Origin of the sequence: Bradyrhizobium archetypum, from assembly GCF_013114835.1 — a bacterium.
Taxonomy (GTDB): Bacteria; Pseudomonadota; Alphaproteobacteria; order Rhizobiales; family Xanthobacteraceae; genus Bradyrhizobium; species Bradyrhizobium archetypum.
The window spans coordinates 656,756-680,746 of record NZ_JAAVLW010000001.1; the positions used below are offsets into that span (position 1 = coordinate 656,756).

Genomic DNA, 23,991 nt, shown 5'->3' on the forward strand with positions numbered 1-23,991 from the left:
CGGCGGCCCGATCCGGCCGCCGCTCCCCTTTTCCCGGATATTGCCATGGTCGCCACGCGGCTGATGACGCGCAGAGATGTCGCTCGCGGCATCGCCGCGTCTGCGGCTGCAGCATTGCCGTGCCCCGCATTTGCGCAAGGGACCGCGCGTATCGTCGTGATCGGCGGCGGCTTCGGCGGCGCGAGTTGCGCGCGAGCGCTGCGGCAGCTTGATCCAAAGTTTCAGGTGAGCCTGATCGAGCCAAATCAAACCTTTACGGCCTGCCCGTTCAGCAACGAGGTGATCGTGGGCATGCGCGAGATGCCCGCGCAGCAATTCACCTACGATAGAATCGCCGCAGCGGGAGTAGCCGTCATTGCCCAAGCCGCCGCCAAGGTCGACGCTCAGGCGCGCACCGTCAGTTTGGCCGACGGGACTTCGCTCGCCTACGACCGCCTGGTGCTGTCGCCCGGCATCGACCTTCGCTTCGATGCCTTGCCCGGCTATGACGAATCCGCTTCCATCAAGATGCCGCACGGATGGAAGGCCGGCGAACAGACGATCCTGCTACGCAAGCAGGTCGAAGCCATGGAGGACGGCGGCACGGTGGTGATCGCAGTCCCCGCGGCGCCCCTGCGCTGTCCACCCGCACCTTACGAGCGCGCCAGCCTCATCGCGCATTATCTGAAAACCCGGAAGCCGCGCTCGAAGGTCCTGATCCTTGATGCCAAGGACGGCTTTTCGCAGCAAAGACTGTTCGAGGCCGCCTGGAAGGAGCTCTATCCCGGCATGATCGAACGGATCGCATTGTCGCAAGGCGGCAGGGTGACTTCGGTGGAGACCGCAAGCAATACCATTGTCACCGACTTCGGCAATTATGTCGCCAACGTCGCCAGCGTAATCCCGCCGCAGAAGGCCGGGCGCATCGCCGAGCTCGCCGGGGCCGCTGATAATACCGGCTGGTGTCCGATCGATCCTGCGAGCTTTACGTCGAAACTTGTGCCAAATATTCACGTCATCGGCGATGCCTGTATCGCCGGTCAAATTCCGAAGGCGGCGTCGGCCGCGAGTGCGCAAGGTAAGGCCTGTGCGGCCGCGATCGTCGCCATGCTGTCGGGCAAGACGCCCGAAACGCCTCGGCTGAGCGGCGCCTGCTACAACACCGTCGCGCCGGGTTATGCATTCTCGCTGTCGGGTGTCTATCAGCCGAAGGACGACCAGTTCGCCGAGATCGAGGGCGCGACGAGCCCGGTCAATGCACCGCGCGATCTGCGTCAGCGCGAGGCCGAGGCTGCGGAAAGCTGGTTCAGGACGATCACGGTGGAAACCTTTGGCTAGATCGCGCATCCATATCGGAATCTGGCTTGCCGGCGTGGCGGTTGCGGCGCCATGCCCCGCCAGCGCCCAGGCGCTACAGCCCTATGCCGTCGTCGGCGACGCCATTCCGGAGCCGCTCACGAATACGCGAGGAGATGCCACACGCGGGCGCGCGCTCGTCGTCGAACGTTCCAGCACTTGCATCCTCTGCCATAACGGCCCATTTCCCGAACAGAAATTCCAGGGCGATCTGGCGCCTGATCTTTCCGGCTCCGGCAGCCGCTGGTCCGAAGGACAGCTTCGGTTACGGCTGGTGGACGCGTCACGCCTCAACCCCGCGACCATCATGCCGTCCTACTACCGCCTCGACGGCCTCAATCGCGTCGGCACGCCATGGCGCGGCAGGCCGATCCTGTCGGCCGAACAGATCGAGGATATCGTGGCGTATCTCGTGACGCTGCGCGAATAGGAAGGCAACATGCAACAACCGACAAATTCATCACGCCGCAAGTTCCTCGGCCTCGCCGGTGGCGCCGCCGCGCTCGGCGCGCTGCCCGTCGTTATCATCCGTCCCGCGGAGGCGACGCCCGCGATGCTTGCCGCGGCGATCCAGAATGTCACCGGCGGCGCGGCAGTGCGGACCGGCAAGGTCAAGCTCGAGATTCCCCCGCTGGTCGAGAATGGCAACACGGTACCGATGACGGTCACCGTCGCGCATCCGATGGCGCCGGAGGATCACGTCCGCAGCATTCACGTCTTCAATGAGAAGAATCCGCAGCCGAACATCGCCAATTTCCACCTCGGCCCGCATAATGGCCGCGCGCAGGTTTCGACCCGCATCCGTCTCGCAGACAGCCAGAAGATCGTCGCGATCGCAAAACTCTCGGACGGCTCGTTCTGGTCGGCCAGCGTCGATGTCGTCGTCACCCTGGCAGCCTGCACCGAGGAGGTGATCTGATGGCATCCGCCCTGATCAACGTTCCGGCGAAAGCCAAGCGCGGCGATATTATCGAGATCAAGACGCTGATGTCGCACATCATGGAAACCGGCTATCGCCATACGGCATCAGGCGAAATCGTTCCGCGCAACATCATCACGAGCTTTACCTGCCGCTTCAACGGAAACGAGATTTTCCGCACTGATCTGTTTCCGGCGATATCAGCCAACCCGTTCATCACTTTCTTCACCACCGCGACCGAAAGCGGCAAGTTCGAGTTCGAGTGGATCGGCGACCGGGGATTTTCCGAAACCGCATCAGCGTCGATATCGGTCGAATGAGATTTTCGGGCGCCATAGCCGCCGCACTGCTGGCGGCGGGCGTCGTTGGCGCCGCCGAAATCCCGCAGGCCGAACGTCGCTCCGGCTACGACTTCATGAAGCCGGACACCAAGGCGATGCAGGACGAAGATACCGCCAATCCCGGCATGCTCTGGGTGCTCGACGGCGAGGCGCTCTGGAAGCGCAAGGCGGGTGGCGCCGACAAGGCCTGCGCCGATTGCCACGACGATGCCCGCACCAGCATGAAGGGGGTGGCCGCCCGCTACCCCGCTTTCGACAAGACAACCGGCCGTCCCCTCGATCTGGAGCAGCGCATCAATTCCTGCCGCACCAACCAGCAGCAGGCGACGCCGTTACCGTTCGAGAGCCGCGAGCTGCTGGCGCTCACGGCGTTTATCGCGCGGCAGTCGCAAGGCGCGCCGATCGAAACCGGCGCCGACCCGCAGCTTGCGCCGTTCATCGCCAAGGGACGCGAGCTCTACATGCAGCGGCAGGGCCAGCTCAATCTCGCCTGCGCCAACTGCCATGACGACAACTGGGATAAGAAGCTTGCCGGCGCCGCGATCACGCAAGCGCACCCGACCGGCTATCCGCTCTACCGGCTGGAATGGCAGTCGCTGGGATCGCTGCAGCGGCGCTTGCGCGCCTGCATCAGCGGCATTCGCGCGCAGGCCTATGATCACGGCGCGCCGGAGCTGGTTGAACTCGAATTGTACCTGATGTCGCGCGCGCGCCGGATGGTGATGGAGGCGCCGGGGGTAAGGCCGTAGGACGCTTCACAAGCTCCTCAGGGTGAGGAGCGACAGTGTGCGTGAGGATGCGGATTACCGCTCCGCGAATGCCTTTTCGACCACGAACTGGGCCGGCTCGCCGTGATTGCCTTCGACGAATCCCCGGCTGTTCAGCAACGCACGCGTGTCCGTCACCAACGCCGGGCTGCCGCAGATCATGACGCGGTCCTGCGCGGGATCGAGCGAGGGCAGCCCGATATCGGCAAACAGTTTGCCTGACGTGATCAGGTCGGTGATCCGGCCGCGGTTGCGGAAGGGGTCTCGCGTCACGGTCGGGTAATAGATCAACTGGTTGCGGACATAGTCGCCGATCAGCTCGTCGTTCGGCAGCTTCTCAGTGATCATCTCGCCATAGGCGAGCTCGGCGACCCGGCGGCAGCCGTGGAGCAGCACCACCTTCTCGAACCGCTCATAGGTCTCGGGATCCTTGATCACGGAAAGAAACGGCGCGAGACCGGTGCCGGTACCGATCAGGTAGAGGTTGCGGCCGTCTTCGAGATTGTCGATCACCAGCGTGCCAGTCGCTTTGCGGCTGACGATGATCTCGTCGCCCTGCTTCAGGTGCTGCAGGCGTGAGGTCAGCGGGCCGTCCGGCACCTTGATCGAGAAGAATTCGAGCCGGTCCTCGTAGTTGGCGCTGGCGACCGAGTAGGCACGGAGCAGCGGCTTCTCGCCGACCTTCAGACCGATCATGGTAAATTCGCCGTTGCGAAAGCGAAACGACGGGTCACGCGTGGTGGTGAAGCTGAACAGCGTGTCGGTCCAGTGATGGACGCTGAGAACGCTTTCCTGGTTGAAGTTGCTCATCGCACCCTTCCCTGACCCGCAAAGCCGGTTGACCGGCCGCATCATTTGTATACGATCATTCGTATACAAATGAATAATCCGGCTTGATCCGCTCGTCAAGCCGGGCAGAATGTCCGGCGAAAGCATTGAACCAAAAGGAAAAACCATGGCCCACGATGCACCGCAGGCGACCGGCCCGAGCAAGCTGGTGATCCGCAACATCGGCCTTGTGCTATCGGGGGCTTTGGAAAAGCCGATCCTCGATGCCGACACGATCGTGGCCGAGAACGGCAAGATCACTGCCATCGGCCGCTTCAAGGACATCAACGCCGAGGGTGCCACCACCATCGTCAACGCCAACGGCACCACCGTGGCGCCGGGCCTGATCGACAGTCATGTTCATCCTGTCGCCGGCGACTGGACGCCGCGACAGAACCAGATCAACTGGATCGACAGCTATCTGCACGGCGGCGTCACCACGATGATCTCGGCCGGCGAAGTGCACATGCCCGGCCGACCCCGCGACGTCGTCGGCCTGAAAGCGATGGCAATCTTTGCGCAGCGCGCGTTCTGGACGCTGCGTCCAGGCGGGGTGAAGGTGCATGCCGGCGCGCCGGTCATCGAATGCGAGATGGTCGAGGACGATTTCAAGGAAATGGCTGCAGCCGGCGTCAAGCTGCTCGGCGAAGTGGGCCTAGGCGGCGTGAAAGACGGCCCGACCGCCCGCAAGATGGTCGGCTGGGCGCGCAAATACGGCATCCAGAGCACGATCCACACCGGCGGCCCCTCGATCCCCGGCTCCGGTTTGATCGACAAGGACGTGGTGCTGGAAGCCGATACCGACGTGGTCGGCCATATCAATGGCGGCCACACCGCCCTGCCCGATGACCAGATCCGTTGCATCTGCGAGGGCTGCAAGCGCGGGCTGGAGCTGGTTCACAACGGCAATGAGCGCTCGGCACTGTTCACGCTGCGCATCGCGCGCGAGATGGGCGACCTGAACCGCGTCATCCTCGGCACCGACGCGCCGGCCGGCTCCGGCGTGCAGCCGCTCGGCATCTTGCGTATGGTCTCGATGCTGTCGTCGCTCGGTGAATTGCCGGCCGAACTCGCCTTCTGCCTTGCGACCGGCAATACCGCACGGATGCGTGAGCTGGACTGCGGAATCATCGAAGTCGGCCGGTCCGCCGATTTCGTCATCATGGACAAGGCGCAGCACTCGCCCGGCAAGAACATCCTCGCGAGCGTGCAGCTTGGTGACCTCCCTGGCATCGGCATGACCATCATCGATGGCATCGTCCGCACCCAGCGCAGCCGCAACACGCCGCCGGCTGGCAAGGTCCCGGAGATCGTCAGCGGGCATTGATGCACACGGACTCGCGCGATCGTGACGTGCGATCAGAGTCCTTCCTGTGATTGAACTCACACTCAGCCGGCATGGAACCCGCGGAGGGCTGCTTTGCGGCGAACAGCCGGCGTGGTACGCTGTGGGCACTGGAAAGATTGTTTACCTAACGCTGTAATTGCATCAGCTCGAGGAAATCAATCCGAGCCATGGCCCAAATTCGTGACATCAAGTCGGGCCGCGCTGGTGAGCCATCGCGCGAGCCAACGCCGCGGCGCCTTGCCGCCATCGTCGCCGGCGACATCTCCGGCTACAGCCGCCTGATGCAGATCGACGAGGAAGGCACGCACAACCGCGTCAAGCGGCTCGAGCGCGACGTGATTGAGCCCACCATCAGAGAACATCACGGCAGGCTCGTCAAAACGACGGGCGACGGCTTCATCGCCATTTTCGACAGTCCTGTCGAAGCCGTGCGCGCCAGCATCGTGATCCAGCAAAATCTGGTCGGCCGCAACGCATCGCTACCCAAGCATCATTGGATCGAATACCGGATTGGCGTCAATCTTGGCGACGTGATCATCGAAACCGATGACGTCTATGGCGACGGCGTCAACATTGCGACACGGCTCGAAGGGATAGCCCATCCCGGCGAAGTCTATATCTCCGGCGGCATCTACGAACAGATCAAGCATAAACTTGTTTGCGGATACGAGTCGCTCGGTGATCGAAAGGTCAAGAACATCACCGATCCAGTCCGGGTCTATCGTGTGCTTCCCGACCCCTCTGCCCTTCACGAAGTCCGGAACCGGCGCGAACGTATCCTGATCCTTTTGCTCTGCCTTGCGATATTGACCATTGCGGGCGGCGCTTTCTGGTACATGTTCGCCCAATATCGCAAAGCGACAGAACAGGCGTCTGCACCCGTTTCATCTCCGGCGGAAACGCCGAAGGTGCCTGCACCCGCTGCGAGACCACGAGCGGCGCCACCTCAACCCTCGCCTTCCGTGGCACCAACTCAGCAACAGGCGACGCCTCGGCCGGAGACGTCTCCAACAGAGAAGCAAGCGGCGCCGCTGGCGCCGCCCGCATCTCCCGCCGCTCCCGAAACTCGGCCGACGACGCAAGCAGCCGCGCCGATTCCAGAACCCGAGACAATTTCCCTTCGGGGCGGCAGCTTCGCGATGGGCAGCAATGAAGACATCTCGGAGCGGCCGGTCCGTCAGGTAACGATCAAGCCTTTTGCGATGGGGAAATTTCCCGTCACTGTGCGGGAATGGAATGCATGCGCAGCCGCAAAGGCGTGTGGGTTCACGGCGATCGGAAAGGACGATGCACCCATCACCAACGTGAGTTGGAGCGACGCCAAGCAATATGTCGCCTGGCTCGCGCAAGCTACCCGAAAGCCATATCGCCTGCCGAGTGAAGCCGAATGGGAATACGCTGCGCGCGGCGGCACGCAGACCAGATACTGGTGGGGCGATCAGTTTCAGCCTGGCGCGGTCAATTGCCGGAACTGCAGCGACATTCCAGCCAGCGAACAGCCGGCCAGGGTTGGCAGCCTCAAGCCAAATCCGTTCGGGCTGTTCGATATGGGCGGCAGCGTTGACCAATGGGTCGAAGATTGCTGGCACAAAAATTACCAGGGCGCCCCGACCGACGGGTCAGCATGGGTCGAGAATGATTGTAGCTCGCACGTCATCCGTTCCGGATCCTGGAGGAAAGATTCGAATTATGCCCGGACATCGAACCGCGGCAGCTATGACACCAACGTGCGATATCCCACCCATGGGTTCCGCGTTGCGCTATCCCAGTGAGGAAGTTGCGAGGCAGTCATGAAGGCTATGCAGTGGATCGCTCTGTCAGCAGCGCTCACCTGCCTGCCGTTCGCCGCATACGCCCAAGGAAAGCCCGCTGGAAAGGATGCTCGTCTCTATTTCGTGTGGCCGCAGAACGGCGCCGTCATCAAAGGCGGGTTCTGGTGCCGCTTTGGTCTGCGAAACATGGGCGTAACCCACGCAGGCGACACCTACCCGAACAGCGGCCATCATCATCTTCTCATCGACGTGAATGAACCCATCAATCCCAACGAACCGATTCCGCAAGACAAGTCACATCTGCATTTTGGGGCAGGTCAGACCGAAGCCCGGATCGAACTTCCGCCTGGCAAGCACACGCTTCAGCTTGTGCTGGGCGACGCCGAGCACTATCCACACGTCCCTCCGGTCGTCTCCGAAAAAATTACCGTAACGATCAAATAGAGCCTGCGGATCGCCTCCAATACAGATTGTTCGAAACCGGCGCAGCAGTCTGATCGGTAGCAGCATCGTTGTTTTCGCCTGGTCATATTGCGTGTATCATCGACCGGCAAACCCCGGCCGGCGGCACTCGCGAGAGGAACTTAGCGCACCGGGTGATGTCTTGCTGCTGCAGGCCGCTGAGCCGTGATGCTGACAATTCAGGCAAACAGGGAGGCAGTACGATGAATATTCGGCCCGATCCCACGTTTTACGCTTCGCCCAAGCTTGCCATGGAAGCTCCGCCGGAGAGTTTCGCCTACACCGTGCTGCTCAGCCCGGACGCTTCGAAACCGGACGCACTGGCCGTAATCGACGTTAGGCCCGACTCTCAGACCTATAGCCAGATCGTTCACACCGTGACGATGCCCAACAAGGGCGACGAGTTTCACCATTTCGGTTGGAATGCCTGCTCATCGGCGCTGTCGCCGCTCTCCGGGCATGCCTTTCTCGAACGGCGCTATCTCATCATCCCGGGCATGCGGTCTTCCCGCATCTACATCGTCGATACCAAGCCGGATCCCACCAAGGCGGCAATCCACAAGATCATCGAGCCCGAGGAAATTTTCAGGAAGACGGGGTACTCGCGGCCCCACACCGTTCATTGCGGGCCGGAAGGCATCTATGTCTCTACGCTCGGCGGCGGCGGCAAGGACGGCACCGACGGACCGCCCGGCGTCTTCATCATGGATTGCGAGACGTTCGAGGTGCTCGGACGGTGGGAGCTCGATCGCGGCCCGCAAACATTGCATTATGACTTCTGGTGGAACCTGCCGCGCGACTACATGGTGACCAGCGAGTGGGCATTACCGCCGCAGTTCGAGAACGGCATCGTTCCGGAAGATCTGCTCTCCAACAAATACGGCCATCGCATCCACTTCTGGGATCTGCGGGCCCGGCGTAACGTTCAGACCATCGATCTCGGCGCCAACCATCAGATGGCGCTGGAAGTGCGTCCCGCGCACGATCCGGTTCGCGAATACGGCTTCCTCGGCGTCGTGGTCGACACCACGAACCTCGAAGGCTCGATCTGGACCTGGTGGCGCGAGGGCGGCAAGTTTCACATCGAGAAGACAGCGACCATTCCGCCCGAGCCGGCGGCGAAGGAGCAACTGCCGCCGCTGCTGCAGGGGTTCGGCGCCGTGCCGCCGCTGGTATCGGACATCGACCTGTCGATGGACGACAGATTCCTTTACGTCGCCTGCTGGGGCACCGGCGAGATGCGTCAATACAATGTCCATGAGCCACGAAGGCCGAAGCTTGCCGGCTCGGTGCGGATCGGCGGCATCGCGCGCCGCACGCCACATCCAAACGGCAAGGCCTTTGCCGGCGGTCCCCAAATGGTCGAGATCAGCCGCGACGGCAAGCGGGTGTACTGGACCAACTCGCTGTATTCGACGTGGGACAACCAGTTCTATCCCGATGGCGTTCCGGGCGCCATGGTAATGGCCGATGCGAAGCCGGACGGCGGCCTCGAGCTCGCGAGGGATTACTGGGTCAACTTCCCCGATGGATATCGCGCCCATCAAGTCCGGCTCGACGGTGGTGACTGTTCGACGGATTCGTTCTGCTATCCATCGGTCTGAAGTTGAGTGCAGCCGACTGGACACCGATCTGGCTCTGGCTGGCTGTCATCGCGAGCGGCCTCTATCACGGCATCAACCCGGGAATGGGGTGGCCGCTCGCCGTTTCCGCCGGGCTGATGGAGCGAAGCCCGCGGGCGCTGGTATCAGCGCTTTGGCCGCTCACCGCCGGCCATCTGCTGGCGATGCTCGTTGTGATCCTTCCCTTCGCGCTGCTTGTCGCCATCGTCGAATGGCAACGCACGATCCAGATCGGCGCCAGCCTCCTTGTCATCGGCTTCGGCCTTTACCGATTGGTCAACCGGCGCCATCCAAGGGTGCTGGCACGGATATCGCCGGCGCAATTGGGGCTATGGTCATTCGCCGTGGCCCTCGCGCATGGCGCCGGGCTGATGCTGGTTCCGATCTATCTCGGCCTCTGCCGGGAAGCCGAACTGGATAGCGGACACGTGGCTGCCGGCGCGCTCATCAATACGAATCTCGGCATGGCCGTGCTGGTTGCCGCGGTCCACGCCGCCGCGATGATCGCGGCCGGCGGATGTTGCGCGTGGCTCGCCTACCGCTATCTCGGCCTCAAGTTCATATCGCAGAGCTGGTTTAATCTGGACACCATCTGGGCCGTTAGCCTTACTCTGGTGGGTGCAATCGCGCTGGTGCTCAACTTGAGTTAGCGCAAGCCGCAGGTCTTCAGCGCAGCTTGTCGAGCAGCGCGATCAGCGTCTCGCGTTCCTTGGCATCGAGCGGTGCCAGCGTCTCTCGGGTGATCGCGAGTGCGTTCGGTGCCGCCTTCTCCGCCAGTTGCTGGCCGGCGCGCGTGAGACTCACCAGCAGGCGGCGGCCGTCCTCAGGGTCGGGGCTGGTCTCGGTCAGGCCGCGCGCGGTAAGGCGGTCGATCACGCCCTTGATGGTGGCGACGTCCATCGCCGTCAGCCGTCCGAGCAGGTTCTGCGAGCACGGGCCGGTCTCGGCCAGCTTCGCGAGCGCCGCCCATTGCGTCGGCGTCAGGTTGATGCCGATCTCGCGGGCGAAGATCGTGGCATGGCGCTGCCAGACCTGGCGCAGGATGAAGCCGATCTGCTCGTCGAGAATGTAGGACGGCCGCGCCGGCTTGACCGCTCGTTTCGGCGAAACACCCCTTCCCATCGATCCCGCCCCTCCTTTGCGCCCGGCTACAGCGACAGATGCGCGTCGCGGATATCCGGCTGCGCGTCGAGTTCGGCCATCGTGCCGCCGAAGCAGATCCTGCCGCGCTCGATGATATAGGCACGATCCGAGATCAGCCGCGCGAAATGCAGGTTCTGCTCAGAGACCACGACGCTGACGCCTTCCTTCTTCATCGCCAGGATGGCGTCGACCATCTGCTCGACGATCTTCGGCGACAGCCCCTCTGACGGTTCGTCAAGCAGCACCAGCGACGGATTGCCCATCAGCGTCCGCGCGATCGTCAGCATCTGCTGCTCGCCGCCGCTCATCCGCCCACCGGGACGGTTGCGCATCTCGCCGAGATTGGGAAACAGCGTGAACAGCTTTTCGCGGGTCCAATGCGGCGCATTCGGCCGTTTCGGCTGTCGGCCGACTTCGAGATTTTCCTCGACCGTGAGATCGGTGAAGATGCGCCGCTCCTCCGGCACATAGCCGAGCCCGCCGCGCACGATCGCATGCGTCGGTTCGCGCGAGACGTCCTTGCCCTCGAACACGATCCGTCCCGAGCGGTTATCGACCAGGCCGACGATGGAGCGGAAGGTGGTCGACTTGCCTGCGCCATTGCGACCCAGCAGCGCCACCACCTCGCCTTCGCCGACTTCGAGCGCGATATCGAACAGGATATGCGCCGGGCCGTAAAAACTGTTGAGATCGGCGACCTGCAGCTTCATGCGCCGGCTCCTTCGCGATGACGCGCATCGTAAACCAGGCCCTCGCCGAGATAGATCGCGCGCACCTCGCGGTTGCCGCGCACTTCCTCCGGCGAGCCCTCCGCGATCAGGCTGCCACGGTTCAGCACCAGGATACGGTCGGCATGTTCGAACACCACGTCCATGTCGTGCTCGGTGAAGAGCACGCCGATCGATTGCTCACGGGCGATGCGCGCAGTGAGCCGCATCAGTTCGATGCGCTCGCGCGGCGCCATGCCGGCAGTCGGCTCGTCCATCAGCAGCAGCCTCGGCTGGTTGGCAAGCGCGATCGCAAGCTCCAGCCGTTTCAGATCGCCGTACGCCAACTCGCCGCAGGGTCGCTCGGCATAGGCGCCCATGCCGACGAGATCGAGCAGCCGTCCCGCTTCCCCGCGCGCGTAGGCGGCAGTCGAGCCCCAGAGATTGAATAATTGCCGGCCGTACGACACCAGTGCGACCTGCACATTCTCGCGCACCGTCATGGTCGGGAACGTCGCCGTGATCTGGAAGGTGCGGCCGACGCCAAGCCGCCAGATCGCGCGTGGTTTCCGCCCCACCGTATCCTCACCAAGCAAGGTGATGCGGCCACTGTCCGGCATATTCTGGCCGTTGAGCATGTCGAAGCAGGTGCTCTTGCCCGCACCGTTGGGCCCGATCAGCGCCAGGATTTCGCCTGCGCGCAATTCAAACGACACGCTGCGCACCGCATGGACGCCGCCATAGGATTTGCTCAAGCCGTCGACCGACAGCAATGTGGGGGCCACGCTCATTCGGCTACCTCCACCTGCGAGGTGGCAAGCGCGGACTTGGTATCGGTCGACCGGCGGCGATTCCGGAGCATCTCCAGCGTGCCTACAATGCCCTTGGGAAATGCCACCACCATCAGGACGATGAAGCCGCCCAATACCAGTTTCGAAAGGTCGGTCTGGCTGACGAGCCAGATGTTGGCCGCCTTGAACACGATCGCGCCGATCACCGCCCCCGAAACCGTCTCGACACCGCCGAGCAGCACCATGACCAGTGCATCGACCGACAGCGAGATGCCGACGCTGTCCGGAAACACGCTGCCCTTGAGATAGGCGAACAACGCGCCGCCAATGCCTGCAACCGCGCCTGAGATCACGAACGCCGTCCACTGCACGCGCTTGCCGTTGATGCCGACCGCCTCGCTGCGCAGCGGCGAGTCCCGCGTCGCGCGCAGCGCAAAGCCGAACGGCGAAAATACGATCACCCTGAGCACGGTGACCACGAGGGCCGCGACGGCGAGCGACAACCAATAGAAGCTGGACGGGCTTGAGGCCCATCTATCCGGCCAGACGCCGAGGATGCCGTTGTCGCCGCCTGTTACTGTCACCCACTGGAACGCGATAGACCAGATGATCTGCGCGAAGGCCAGCGTCAGCATCGCGAAATAGACGCCGGAGAGTTGCACGGCGAAGAAGCCGAACACCGCGGCACCCAATAGCCCGAGCACCGGACCTAGCAGCAGCGAGACGACCATCGGCAGTCCCGCGGCCTTGGCGAGAAACGCCACGCCATAGGCGCCAAGCCCGAAATAGGCGGCGTGGCCGAACGAGGCGAGCCCGCCGACCGACATCAGGAAATGCAGGCTGGCAGCGAAGATCACGAAGATCGCGATTTCTGAGCCGACGGTCAGCGCATAGTTGCCGGCGAACAGCGGTAGCATCGCCGCAAGGACCAGCGTGCCGATCGACATCGATCGCTCGCCTGAGGTGAGCGGCCGCCATGGATTGACGGTTAGCCCCGGCGTGCGCCGCGCCGCGGCCTCCGGTTTGCCGAACAGGCCCCAGGGCCGCACGATCAGCACCACCGCCATCACCAGGAAAACAAGGATGATGGAGATCTTCGGGAAGATGAGGATGCCGAAGGCATTGAGCTCGGACACCAGCACGGCGGCAACGAAAGCGCCGATGATGCTGCCGAGCCCGCCGATCACCACGACCACGAACACCTCGACAATGATGCGCAGGTCGAGCGCGTGGTGCACGGCATCGCGTGGGATCTGCAGCGCGCCGCCGAGGGCTGCGAGGAAGACGCCGAGCGCGAACACGCTGGTGAACAGCCATTTCTGATTGACGCCGAGTGCCGCCACCATGTCGCGGTCCTGCGTCGCCGCGCGCACCAGCACGCCCCAGCGCGTGCGCTGGAATAGCAGCCAGAGCACGCCGAGCACGACCGGGCTGAGCGCGATCAGGAACAGGTCATAGCTCGGGATGTTCTGGCCAAAGAAATCGACCGCGCCCTTGAAGCCGGGCGCGCGGCGGCCGAGCAGATCGTCCGGCCCCCAGATCAGCACGACGATATCCTGCACCATCAAGGTGAGGCCGAAGGTTGCCAGCAACTGGAACAGCTCCGGCGCGTGATAGATCCGCCGCAGCAGCACCATCTCGACCAGCACGCCGACGGCGGCGACGACCAGCGCCGCGACGACGATGCCGCCCCAGAAGCCGAGCGCGCCGGAGAAGCGCTCGGTCAGCGTGAACGCGACATAGGCGCCGAGCATGTAGAACGCGCCATGGGCAAAATTCACGATCCGCGTCACGCCGAAGATGATCGACAGCCCTGATGCGACCAGAAACAGCGACGCTGCGCTGGCGAGACCGGTCAGGAACTGAACGAAGTAAAAGGCCATTGGCGGTCCGGGTTCGGTAAACATCGGGGCCTGCATCCTTCGAGACGGCGCTTCGCGCCTCCTCAGGATGAGGGTCTGGATCAGGCGGAGGTCTTGACCCTCAAGCTGAGAAGCGCGGCGCAGCCGCGCGTCTCGAAACATGAAGGCCTCGACCTCGAGGAGAGCTTCAGTCTTTCGGCCGGAGCTTCTCCACTTCCGCATCGCTCGGGAGATAATCCGAGCCCTTGCGATAGACCGAATTCACCATCACGCCCTTGCCGTCCTTCAGCGCGGTCTTGCCGACATAGGCACCTAACGTGGACTGGTGATCGATCTTGCGGAAGGTGATCTCGCCGAACGGTGACGGCATCGAGAGGCCTTCCGTCGCAGCGATCAGCTTCTCGGGATCGGTGGAGTTGGCCTTGGCCAGGATCGCTGCCGCCGCTTTGATGGTCTGGTAGCCGACGATCGAGCCGAGCCGCGGATAGTCGTTGTACTTGGCCTGATAAGCCTTCAGGAACTTGTCATGATCCGGCGTCTTGATGTCGTACCAGGGATAGCCGGTGACGATCCATCCCTCCGGCGTTTCATCCTTCAAGGGATCGAGATATTCCGGCTCGCCGGTGAGGAACGAAACCACCGTGCGGTTCTTGAACAGGCCGCGGGTGTTGCCCTCGCGCACGAGCTTAACGAGATCGGCGCCGAAGGTGACGTTGAGGATCGCCTCCGGATTGGCCGCGGCAACCGCCTGCACCACCGGGCCGGCGTCAATTTTGCCCTGCGGCGGCCACTGCTCGTCGACCCACTGGATATCGGGCCGCTTCTCCGACATCAGCTTCTTGAACACCGCGACCGCCGACTGGCCGTATTCGTAATTCGGAGCAATCGTCGCCCAGCGCTTGGCCGGCAGCTTGGCGGCTTCTTCCACCAGCATCGCCGCCTGCATGTAGTTGGAGGGACGCAGGCGGAAGGTGTAGCGGTTGCCCTTCGACCAGGTGATGGCGTCGGTCAAAGGCTCCGCAGCCAGGAAGAATACCTTCTTCTGGTTTGCGAAGTCGGAGACGGCGAGGCCGATATTTGACAGGAAGGTGCCGGCCAGCATCGCGACATTCTCGCTCGACACCAGCTCGTTGGCCGCGGTCTGCGCGTCCGCCGGCTTGCCGCCGTCGTCCTTGGAGATGACGACGAGCTTCTTGCCGTTGATGCCGCCCGCCGCGTTGATCTCCTCGACCGCGAGCTGCCAGCCCTTGCGGTAGGGCTCGGTGAACGCCGGCAACAGCGAATAGCTGTTGATCTCTCCGATCTTGATTTCGCTCTGCGCCATGGCATTGCCTGCCATGCCAGCCATCGCGATCGCCAGCGCCGCGCCCAGTAAGTGTCTCCGTCGCATCCCTACCTCCAATTTATTGTGAACTATCTTAGACCGTCTTCGCCTTTGACTTCCGAAACCGTCAATCCCCCGACGCGCGGCAACGGCCTGCCGCTGTCGGTAACCGCCACCGCGACCATGATCTCGTTGGCGCGCGGTGCGTCATTGATCTGCACCTCCATGCCGTCGAAATGACTGCGCACGAAGGCCGCGTCCTTGTGGCCGAGCGGAATATCCAGCGTCGTCCCCGGCCCGCTGCGCTTCTTCGAAGAAGGAATTAGCGCCGCGCCCTTGCCCAGCACTTTCCGCACCGGCGCGCCCATCTTCGGATGCAGGATTGCCGCAGCGTGTTCGAGCTCGCCGTTTTCGCCGACGGCAGCGGCCTTGCCGTAGCTGTGCGCCTTGGCGCCCTCGATGCCGAGTGCCGCCACCGCCTTCCTGGAAAGCAGATCGCCAAGTTCCTCGCCGATCTCGATCAAGGGCCCGAGATCCTCGACATACCTGCCGGCAAATGGATTTTCGATCACGGCAATCGCCGCCGCCCGCCGGGTCGGCGGCGCAATCTTCTGCCCCATCTCAAGATGGGTTTCCTCGACCACCGTGACGATCTTGCGAATGATCGCGCTCATCTGTCAGCCTCGCTCCCGATCAAACACGCGCTAGTGCTTTCCACTGTGATTCCGTGAACCGTTGGCAACGACGCCCTGATCCCTGTTGATCCCACCGCGGCCGTCTCGCCTAGTAGACGCAAGGCCGCACCTTCAATCAATCCCGCTACAAGCAATTGCTGTGCCCGGTTCACCCCTGCCCGCAGCGCGTCGTCGATTTCCTCCGTGCGGAGTTCGCCGACGGCGCGGGTGACGAGACGCGCGCCGAGATCGGTGTCGGGCTGCAACTCATTCGCCGGGCAACGGACGATCGCGGGATGACCAGGCAAATCGACGGCATTGGCAATGATGGTGGCGGCAGCATCGGCCTGCGATGCCGTTCGCGCCAGTACGGTAACGGCGTCGGCGATGCCAAGCGAAAAGCTGCGGCCATGCCGTCCGCTGGTGGCAATGCCGCGGGCCGCATCATTGGCTTCAATAGTGAAGGTTTGCATCACGCCAAGGTGGTCCGGCCGATCCATCAGCCCGATAGTGAACTGCTCGCCATCCATTAAATGCAGCGCGATGTCGCCGCCATTGTTGACGTAGGCGCGGTCAAGCCGCGCCGCGCCCAGCATCGCGCCGAGAATCTCTTCCGCGACGCTGCCCGCAACCGCCGCCATCGGCGTGATGAAATGCTCAGCCGCAAACGGCGCGACTGCCGCATGCATCCGGCGCGCGACGACACCGTTCAATGCGCATCTAGCCGGATCGGCGGCCGTTCTTAGTTCTATCAACTCTTCGCAGAGCTCATCGAGCAGACCGGTGAAGCGTCGTGCCGCAGCGTCGTAAGCGGCGCGCATCTCGCGTTTATTGCCCTTCGCCTCGATAATCAGGTCGATCGGACCGTCCTGCAAATGCAGCCGCTTGCCGTCCGGAAGAAGCGCCATTTGCGGGAGCCGTTTCATGCGGGGCGTCCGGGCATATGGGGAATCGGGCGGAACTCGCTGTTTTCCCGCAACGATGCCAACGGACGGACATGGTCCATGTGACCGCCGAGCGCGGCATAGTCGGACAGTTTCAGCGTGAACTCGATCGGTGCCACCAGCGCCGGCGTCGGCACATAGCCGAACGCGCCGGCTGGCATCTGCGTGACGTCGACCATGAAGGTGATGCCGCCGCCCGGCCAGACATAAACCGGCGCGCCGCCGCTGGTCACCCGCGTCAGGGCGGCCTTGACCGAGCGCGTCAGCCGCACTGGATTGTCGGTGACACCGGCGCGCAGCGAGCCGCCGGCGCCGCCCATGAACAGCACCGTGCACAGCGCCGGCTCGCAATTCTCCTGAATGCGCTCGACCGAAAACTGAAGATCGGCCGGCATCTGTTTCTCGATCGGTCGCAGCGCCTCGTCGAGTTCATAGTAAGCTGCGTGTTCGCCCGTAGTCGAAACCATCAGCATGGTCAGCCCCGGCCACGCTTCCTTGGGATTGAATGGCCCCAGCACCGACAGCGGGTCGGAGATGTTGGTGCCGCCCCACCCCGTCCCCGGATCGGCGACCTGGAAATAACGGCCCGGGGTCGAGCGCCGGCCCTTCATCTTGATCCCGGTATCGGGAATATCGAGCAACTTGCCGGCCTGATGTTCGCTGAGAACACCGGTGATGTGGTCGTCGACGACAACGACCTCGTCGACCTTGCCGTGCCATTGCTTGGCAAACATGCCGATCGTCGCCGAGCCGCACCCCACGCGCATCCGCTCTTCCTGAACGCCGTTGACAATCGGCGGACGGCCGGCCTGCACCACGACCGTGGCACCGCCATCGATCGTGAGTTCCACCGGTTTGCAGTTGGAAAGATCCATCAGCGCGTCGCAGGTGACGCGGCCTTCCTTCTTGGAGCCGCCGGTCAGATGATGCACGCCGCCAAGCGACAGCATCTGCGAACCATATTCGCTGGTCGTTACATGGCCGATCGCCTCGCCTTCCGCGCGGACCGTCGCCGTCTCAGGGCCGAGATAGCGGTCGGTGTCGATCTTCACCTTGACGCCGCAATAGCTGAAAATGCCTTCGGTCACGACGGTGACCATATCGACGCCGTCGACTTCCGAGGACACGATGAAGGGCGCCGGCTTGTAATCGGGATAGGTCGTTCCAGCGCCGATCGCGGTGACGAACACGCTCGGCTCGTGGACGAGCTTGCCGTCCCAATCGCCGCCGGCCTGGAACGGCACCAGCCGACCGCCATGCGACACCGTTCGTTCCAGCACGATATGCGGATCGACGCGCACCAGCTCGCCATTGTGGTTGGCATAGCGATCGCATGCGCCCGCCGCGCCCGGTTTGATGTAACACATCACCGGACAGGCATCGCAGCGGATCTTGTCGCCACTGGCGACGGTCGCGTCGGTCATGAACAAGCCTGCTGGTTCGAGGCGCCGATCATACCCACGTCCCGGTGGGTGAGATCATTTGTTCGTATACGAATGATGTTGCGCGGGGACTTGAACGGTGTCAAGCGGGCCGGCCAGCCAAACACCCCGCTTGCCGCATAATACCTCATTTGCCTCGCACTTCTGTTCATAAAGCGGGCAACGCGCTGCAGCGCGGGATGGTGCGCTTGCACGTTTGTACACAAACGGTATCTTTCGCAGGCCGCCCAGTGCAGAGTTTTGCAATGCAGCGAAGGCTTGAGGGAGCATGACGCAGAACAGGATGCGCCTGACCGTCAACGGCAAGACTCATGATGTCGATGCCGCTCCCGACACCGCACTGCTGTACGTATTGCGTAATGATCTCGAACTGAACGGACCGAAATATGGTTGCGGGCTCGGCGAATGCGGCGCCTGCGCCGTGCTGATCGACGGCGTCGCGGCCCGTTCCTGCGTGATCCCGATCGAAGGTTGCGCCGGGCGCGACATCGTGACGCTCGAAGGCCTCGGCACGCGCGAACATCCCGATGCCGTGCAGCAGGCATTCATCCGCGAGCAGGCTGCGCAATGCGGCTATTGTCTCAACGGCATGATCATCACCACCAAGGCATTGCTGCTGCGTTCTCCTCACCCGTCGGAGAATGAGGTGCTGGAAGCGTTGCGTCATCATCTGTGCCGATGCGGCGCGCATGTCGAGATCATGCGCGCGGCGATGCGGGCTGCCGGCCATGTGGTTGAGGCGCAGGCGTGATGGCTGCGCCTCACACGCCCGAGCGGTTGCAGGGCACACTGACCGTCGTTCGCCCGGCCTCGCCAGTCGAGGCCGTCAAGTTCGAGACATTCATCAAAATCACCGTCGACGGATCGGTCACCGCCTATAACGGACACGTCGATCTCGGCACCGGCATTCGTACCGCACTCGGACAGATCGTCGCCGAAGAGCTCGATGTGTCCTTTGCGCGCGTCGTGGTCGTGTTGGGTGACACAGCCCTCGTCCCCAACCAGGGCGCAACGATCGCCAGCGAAACGATCCAGATCACCGCTGTGCCGCTGCGCAAGGCGGCGGCACAGGCGCGGCAGTTCCTGATCGCGCGCGCGGCCGAGCGGCTGGAGCTTGCAGTCGACGACCTTGTCATTGAAGACGGTCTGATCCGCGGCAAGGACAATCGCAGCGTCAGCTATGGCGAACTGATCGCAGGCGAATTCATCCAGCTTGAGCTGACCGAGGATGTCGCAGTGAAGTCCGTCGACGCCTACACCATCGTCGGACAATCGGTGCCGCGCCTCGATTTGCCGGCGAAGGCAACCGGCGAGCTGGTCTATGTGCATGACGTGCGTGTCCCCGGCATGCTGCACGGCCGCGTCGTCCGCCCGCCCTATGCCGGTGTCGATGTCGGCGAGTTCATCGGCAATAGCCTGATTGCTGTAGACGAAGCCTCGGTGCGTGACATCCCAGGAATCGTCGCCGTCGTCAGGATCGGCGACTTCGTCGGCGTCGTTGCCGAGCGCGAGGAGAACGCAATCAAGGCCGCCGCCCAGCTCAAGGTGAACTGGAAGCCGGTGCCGACGCTGCCGGACCTTAAGGATATCGCGACTGCGCTGCGCGCCAATCCGTCGACGCCGCGCATGCTGATCGACAAGGGTAACGTCGAGGCGGCGATTGCCGGCGCGGCCAAGCCGATGCCGCGTACCTACATCTGGCCCTACCAGATGCACGCCTCGATCGGCCCGTCCTGCGCGGTTGCGGATTATCAGGAGGATGTGACGCGGGTCTGGTCCGGCACCCAGAATCCGCATCACCTGCGCACTGATCTGGCGCTGCTGATCCAGCGCCGCGAGGCCGAGATCGAGGTGATCCGGCTGGAAGCCGCCGGCTGCTACGGCCGCAACTGCGCCGATGACGTTTCCGCCGACGCCGTTCTTCTATCGCGTGCCGTCGGCCGCCCCGTGCGGGTGCAGTTGACGCGCGAGCAGGAGCACGCATGGGAGCCGAAAGGCACCGCGCAATTGATGGACGTCAACGGCGGCTTGAACGCCGATGGCAGCGTCGCCGGATATGATTTCGCCACCCGCTATCCTTCCAACGGCGCGCCGACGCTGGCGCTGCTGTTGACCGGCGCCGTCCCGCACACGCCCGCGGTGTTCGAGATGGGCGATCGCACCGCGATTCCGCCCTATGATTACGAGAATTTGCGCGTGGTGGCGAACGACATGCCGCCGATCGTGCGCGCGGCGTGGCTGCGTGGCGTCTCGGCGCTGCCGAACACCTTTGCGCACGAATCCTGGATCGACGAATGCGCTAACGAAGCCGGCGTCGATCCGATCGAATACCGACTGCGCTATCTGAAGGACCCGCGCGCCGTCGATCTCGTCAATGCGGTGGCCGAACGTGCCGGCTGGAAGGCGCGGCCGGTACGCGAGGACAAGCAGGCGGAAGGCGACATCGTCCGCGGACGCGGCTTCGCCTACGCGCTCTATGTGCACAGCAAGTTTCCGGGCTACGGCGCGGCGTGGTCGGCATGGATCGCCGACGTCGCGGTCAACAAGGCGACCGGCGACGTCAGCGTGACGCGCGTCGTGGCGGGGCAAGATTCCGGCCTGATGATCAACCCGGACGGCGTACGCCATCAGATCCACGGCAACGTGGTCCAATCGACCAGCCGTGCGCTGATGGAGGAAGTGTCGTTCGACCGTACCTCCGTGACGGCGCGCGAATGGGGCGCCTATCCCATCATCAAGTTTCCCGAGGTGCCCAAGATCGACGTGCTGATGCTGCCGCGCCAGGACCAGCCGCCGCTCGGCGTCGGCGAATCCGCCTCTGTCCCGAGCGCGGCGGCGATCGCCAACGCGATCTATGATGCGACCGGGGTGCGGTTCCGCGAACTGCCGTTCACGCCGGAGCGCATTTTGCGTGGATTGCGCGGCGAGGAGCAGACGGCGCCGGAAGCATTGCCGGCACCACCACCCCAACCTAGTCCTGGATCGCGCGGATGGCAGAATCCATTCGCTATACGCAGCAATGTGTTTGCAACCGCCGCAGCCCTGTGCGCCGCTGCAATCGGCATCGGCGCCGCAACGCTGCCGTGGCGAGCGATCGCGCCGATCGCGCGGCCGGATGCATCAGTGTACTCGGCCGCGACCATCGCACGCGGCCAGCAGCTCGCAGCGCTCGGCGATTGCGCAGTGTGCCATACCTCGGCGAACGGTATTCTCAATGCCGGCGGCCGTCCACTTGCGACGCCTTTCGGCACCATCTACTCGACCAACATCACGCCCGATGTCGAAACCGGCATCGGCGCGTGGTCCTATCCAGCTTTCGAACGCGCGATGCGTGAGGGTATCCATCGCGATGGGCGGCATCTTTATCCCGCGTTCCCCTACACCCATTTCGCCAAGACGACCGATGCCGACATGCAGGCGCTGTATGCGTACCTGATGGCGCAACCGGCCGTGCGCGCCGAGACGCCGCCAAATGCGCTAGCATTTCCGTTCAACCAACGTCCATTGATGGCAGGCTGGAATGCGTTGTTCCACAAGCCCAGCACATTCCAGCCTGACCCTGCCAAGTCCGAGATCTGGAATCGCGGCGCCTATTTGGTCGAAGGCCTCGGCCATTGCAGCGCCTGCCACTCACCGCGCAATGCCCTCGGTGCGGAAGTAACTGGTGCTCACCTTGCCGGCGGATTTGCCGAAGGCTGGGAAGCGCCGGCGCTGACATCGTTGTCGCAGGCGCCGATCCCATGGAGCGAGGACGAACTCTACGCCTATTTGCGAACCGGCGAGTCGCGCTTTCACGGCGTCGCCGCCGGGCCAATGGCCCCGGTGGTGAAGGAACTCGCCGCGCTGCCGGATCCCGACATCCGCGCCATGGCGGTGTATCTCGCTTCATTCAACACGACTTCCACGGATCGCGCGGCGCAGGAGGCGCTGGCTGCGAGACTGGAAGCGGCAACCGGAACGCGGGCGCCAGCCGCCTCCAGCGTCGGGGCCCGGATCTACCAGGGTGCCTGCGCGGTGTGCCACGAGGTCGGCGGCGCGCCGCTGTTCGGTAGCCGTCCGTCGCTGGCGTTGAACAGCAACCTGCACAGCGCCGTGCCTGACAATCTGATCCAGGTCATCCTGCATGGTATTGCCAAGCCCGCGACGACCGATCTCGGCTATATGCCGGCCTTCAAGGACAGCCTGACCGATGGCCAAGTCGCCGAGCTGGTCGCTTATCTGAGGCAACAATTTGCTCCGGATAAACCAGTCTGGAAGGATATTCATGCTGCGATTGACCGTATCCGGCGGGAACATGCGCGCTGAGCAGCCATGCCGCGGCCAAAACCCACTGGTTGGGCAGCCCGCGGCACGGTAAAGTTCCGTCATGGCAGTTACCGATATTGCATCCCGAACTTATAACCATGGCTGGCGGCTCGACCCGATCGTGCGCAGCCTGCTGGACACAGATTTCTACAAGCTGCTGATGCTGCAGATGATCCGCGATCTCTATCCGGCTCAGCGCGTCACCTTTTCCGTCATCAACCGCTCGAAGCATGTCCGGCTTGCCGAGATCATCGACGAGGGCGAGCTGCGCGCGCAGCTCGACCATGCGCGGACCATCCGCTTCACCAAGAAGGAGCTGATCTGGCTCGCCGGTAATACGTTCTATGGCAAGACCCAGATGTTCTCGCCGGACTTCATCCACTGGCTGGCGAACTTCCGCCTGCCCGAATACGAGCTCAACAAGGTCGACGGCCAATACGAGCTGCACTTCCACGGTCCCTGGACGCACACCACGATGTGGGAAATCCCGGCGCTCGCGATCATGAACGAGCTGCGCTCGCGCCAGGCGACCAAGGGCCAGGGGCGCTTTGTGCTCGACGTGCTCTATGCGCGCGCCAAGGCCAAGCTGTGGTCCAAGGTCGAACGGCTGCGCAAGCTCGAAGGCCTGCGGCTGTCGGACTTCGGCACCCGCCGCCGCCACGGCCATCTCTGGCAGCGCTGGTGCGTCGAGGCCGTCAAGGAGGGCCTGGGATCCTCTTTCACCGGCACCTCCAACGTGCTGCTCGCGATGGACAACGATCTCGAAGCGATCGGCACCAATGCGCATGAGCTGCCGATGGTCGCAGCCGCACTCGCCAATTCGGACGAGGAGTTGCGCTGGGCGCCCTACCGCATCCTCGACCAGTGGCGCCATACCTACGGCGGTAACCTCTTGATCGCCCTGCCCGACGCGTTCGGCACCAAGCCGTTCCTGCGCGACGCGCCGGACTGGGTCGCCGACTGGACCGGATTCCGTCCCGACAGCGCGCCGCCGATCACGGCCGGCGAGGACATCATCAAGTGGTGGAAGCAGAAGGGTCGCGATCCCAAGGACAAGCTGCTGGTGTTCTCCGACGGCATGGATGTCGACTCGATCGAGGAGACCTATCGCCACTTCGCCGGGCGCGTCCGCATCTCCTTCGGCTGGGGCACCAACCTCACCAATGATTTCGTCGGCTGCGCGCCGGACGGCTCCGCCGATCTCGATCCGATCTCGCTGGTCTGCAAGGTGACGTCGGTCGACGGAAGGCCGGCGGTCAAGCTATCCGATAATCCCGAGAAGGCGACCGGCACACCGTCCGAGATCGAACGTTATTTGCGCGTGTTCGGCAATGCCGGCCGCGTCCGTACCGCCGTGCACGTCTGAGCCCTTAATACCTTCCCGCCACAAGTTGACCTGACGAGC

The 23,991-nt window shown here is 63.4% G+C and carries 22 protein-coding genes; 13 read left to right on the plus strand and 9 right to left on the minus strand.

Annotated features, from left to right (window positions below; translation table 11 throughout):
• Positions 1 to 45: 45 nt before the first annotated feature.
• The 5 genes from HCN50_RS02930 to soxA are packed head-to-tail and all read left to right on the plus strand — an operon-like array spanning position 46 to position 3,344.
• The gene (locus HCN50_RS02930; protein ID WP_171708103.1) at positions 46 to 1,317 is read left to right on the plus strand and encodes an NAD(P)/FAD-dependent oxidoreductase; all 1,272 of its coding nucleotides are present in this window, start codon (positions 46 to 48) and stop codon (positions 1,315 to 1,317) included.
• Positions 1,310 to 1,765: a sulfur oxidation c-type cytochrome SoxX gene (soxX, locus tag HCN50_RS02935; protein ID WP_235976707.1), complete on the plus strand. Its 456-nt coding sequence runs from the start codon at positions 1,310 to 1,312 to the stop codon at positions 1,763 to 1,765. Before HCN50_RS02930 ends, soxX begins: the two co-directional genes overlap by 8 nt.
• 9 nt (positions 1,766 to 1,774) lie before the next feature.
• The gene (locus tag HCN50_RS02940) at positions 1,775 to 2,254 is read left to right on the plus strand and encodes a SoxY-related AACIE arm protein (RefSeq protein ID WP_171708105.1); all 480 of its coding nucleotides are present in this window, start codon (positions 1,775 to 1,777) and stop codon (positions 2,252 to 2,254) included.
• Positions 2,254 to 2,574, plus strand: a complete 321-nt coding sequence (gene soxZ / locus HCN50_RS02945; protein ID WP_171708106.1) for a thiosulfate oxidation carrier complex protein SoxZ — start codon at positions 2,254 to 2,256, stop codon at positions 2,572 to 2,574. Before HCN50_RS02940 ends, soxZ begins: the two co-directional genes overlap by 1 nt.
• The gene (soxA, locus tag HCN50_RS02950) at positions 2,571 to 3,344 is read left to right on the plus strand and encodes a sulfur oxidation c-type cytochrome SoxA (RefSeq protein ID WP_171708107.1); all 774 of its coding nucleotides are present in this window, start codon (positions 2,571 to 2,573) and stop codon (positions 3,342 to 3,344) included. The genes soxZ and soxA overlap by 4 nt, the downstream gene beginning before the upstream one ends.
• Positions 3,345 to 3,398: 54 nt before the next feature.
• On the opposite strand, the gene HCN50_RS02955 is transcribed toward soxA, so the two are convergent.
• Positions 3,399 to 4,172: a ferredoxin--NADP reductase gene (locus HCN50_RS02955; RefSeq protein ID WP_171708108.1), complete on the minus strand. Its 774-nt coding sequence runs from the start codon at positions 4,170 to 4,172 to the stop codon at positions 3,399 to 3,401.
• Between the two features lie 145 nt (positions 4,173 to 4,317).
• Here HCN50_RS02955 and HCN50_RS02960 point away from each other — a divergent pair, with 145 nt between their 5' ends.
• The 5 genes from HCN50_RS02960 (at position 4,318) to HCN50_RS02980 (ending at position 10,044) form a co-directional block, all read left to right on the plus strand.
• A complete protein-coding gene (locus tag HCN50_RS02960; RefSeq protein WP_171708109.1) occupies positions 4,318 to 5,517 on the plus strand; it encodes an amidohydrolase family protein in 1,200 nt (399 codons plus the stop codon).
• 188 nt (positions 5,518 to 5,705) lie between these two features.
• On the plus strand, positions 5,706 to 7,310 hold the full coding sequence (locus tag HCN50_RS02965; RefSeq protein ID WP_171708110.1) for an SUMF1/EgtB/PvdO family nonheme iron enzyme: 1,605 nt from the start codon (positions 5,706 to 5,708) through the stop codon (positions 7,308 to 7,310).
• Between the two features lie 18 nt (positions 7,311 to 7,328).
• Positions 7,329 to 7,754: a DUF4399 domain-containing protein gene (locus HCN50_RS02970; RefSeq protein WP_171708111.1), complete on the plus strand. Its 426-nt coding sequence runs from the start codon at positions 7,329 to 7,331 to the stop codon at positions 7,752 to 7,754.
• 221 nt (positions 7,755 to 7,975) lie between these two features.
• Positions 7,976 to 9,376 carry a selenium-binding protein SBP56-related protein gene (locus HCN50_RS02975; RefSeq protein WP_171708112.1) on the plus strand — a complete coding sequence of 467 codons (1,401 nt, stop codon included), beginning with the start codon at positions 7,976 to 7,978 and terminating at the stop codon, positions 9,374 to 9,376.
• A gap of 2 nt (positions 9,377 to 9,378) precedes the next feature.
• The gene (locus tag HCN50_RS02980; protein WP_171708113.1) at positions 9,379 to 10,044 is read left to right on the plus strand and encodes a hypothetical protein; all 666 of its coding nucleotides are present in this window, start codon (positions 9,379 to 9,381) and stop codon (positions 10,042 to 10,044) included.
• A 16-nt stretch (positions 10,045 to 10,060) separates the two neighbouring features.
• Here the strand turns inward: HCN50_RS02980 and HCN50_RS02985 are convergent, their stop codons facing one another.
• From HCN50_RS02985 to HCN50_RS03020, 8 genes are all read right to left on the minus strand, one after another.
• The gene (locus tag HCN50_RS02985; RefSeq protein ID WP_171708114.1) at positions 10,061 to 10,516 is read right to left on the minus strand and encodes a MarR family winged helix-turn-helix transcriptional regulator; all 456 of its coding nucleotides are present in this window, start codon (positions 10,514 to 10,516) and stop codon (positions 10,061 to 10,063) included.
• A 26-nt stretch (positions 10,517 to 10,542) separates the two neighbouring features.
• Positions 10,543 to 11,247 carry an ABC transporter ATP-binding protein gene (locus HCN50_RS02990; protein ID WP_171708115.1) on the minus strand — a complete coding sequence of 235 codons (705 nt, stop codon included), beginning with the start codon at positions 11,245 to 11,247 and terminating at the stop codon, positions 10,543 to 10,545.
• The gene (locus HCN50_RS02995) at positions 11,244 to 12,035 is read right to left on the minus strand and encodes an ABC transporter ATP-binding protein (protein WP_171708116.1); all 792 of its coding nucleotides are present in this window, start codon (positions 12,033 to 12,035) and stop codon (positions 11,244 to 11,246) included. The genes HCN50_RS02990 and HCN50_RS02995 overlap by 4 nt, the downstream gene beginning before the upstream one ends.
• Positions 12,032 to 13,918, minus strand: a complete 1,887-nt coding sequence (locus tag HCN50_RS03000; RefSeq protein ID WP_171708418.1) for an ABC transporter permease — start codon at positions 13,916 to 13,918, stop codon at positions 12,032 to 12,034. The genes HCN50_RS02995 and HCN50_RS03000 overlap by 4 nt, the downstream gene beginning before the upstream one ends.
• A gap of 166 nt (positions 13,919 to 14,084) precedes the next feature.
• Complete coding sequence (locus HCN50_RS03005) at positions 14,085 to 15,287, minus strand: ABC transporter substrate-binding protein (RefSeq protein ID WP_171708117.1); 1,203 nt, start codon at positions 15,285 to 15,287, stop codon at positions 14,085 to 14,087.
• Between the two features lie 23 nt (positions 15,288 to 15,310).
• Positions 15,311 to 15,895, minus strand: coding sequence for an amino acid synthesis family protein (locus HCN50_RS03010; RefSeq protein WP_171708118.1), 585 nt, complete (start codon positions 15,893 to 15,895; stop codon positions 15,311 to 15,313).
• A complete protein-coding gene (locus HCN50_RS03015) occupies positions 15,892 to 16,821 on the minus strand; it encodes a UPF0280 family protein (protein ID WP_171708119.1) in 930 nt (309 codons plus the stop codon). The genes HCN50_RS03010 and HCN50_RS03015 overlap by 4 nt, the downstream gene beginning before the upstream one ends.
• Positions 16,818 to 18,263: a 6-hydroxynicotinate reductase gene (locus HCN50_RS03020; protein ID WP_171708120.1), complete on the minus strand. Its 1,446-nt coding sequence runs from the start codon at positions 18,261 to 18,263 to the stop codon at positions 16,818 to 16,820. Before HCN50_RS03020 ends, HCN50_RS03015 begins: the two co-directional genes overlap by 4 nt.
• A 286-nt stretch (positions 18,264 to 18,549) precedes the next feature.
• Between HCN50_RS03020 and HCN50_RS03025 the strand changes: the two genes are divergently transcribed.
• The 3 genes from HCN50_RS03025 to pncB all read left to right on the plus strand — a co-directional run bounded on the left by HCN50_RS03025 (position 18,550) and on the right by pncB (position 23,952).
• Entirely contained in the window at positions 18,550 to 19,032 is a 483-nt protein-coding gene (locus HCN50_RS03025; RefSeq protein ID WP_171708121.1) for a (2Fe-2S)-binding protein, read from the plus strand.
• On the plus strand, positions 19,032 to 22,586 hold the full coding sequence (locus HCN50_RS03030; protein ID WP_171708122.1) for a molybdopterin cofactor-binding domain-containing protein: 3,555 nt from the start codon (positions 19,032 to 19,034) through the stop codon (positions 22,584 to 22,586). The genes HCN50_RS03025 and HCN50_RS03030 overlap by 1 nt, the downstream gene beginning before the upstream one ends.
• Before the next feature lie 61 nt (positions 22,587 to 22,647).
• Positions 22,648 to 23,952 carry a nicotinate phosphoribosyltransferase gene (gene pncB, locus HCN50_RS03035; protein ID WP_171708123.1) on the plus strand — a complete coding sequence of 435 codons (1,305 nt, stop codon included), beginning with the start codon at positions 22,648 to 22,650 and terminating at the stop codon, positions 23,950 to 23,952.
• Positions 23,953 to 23,991 lie beyond the last annotated feature (39 nt).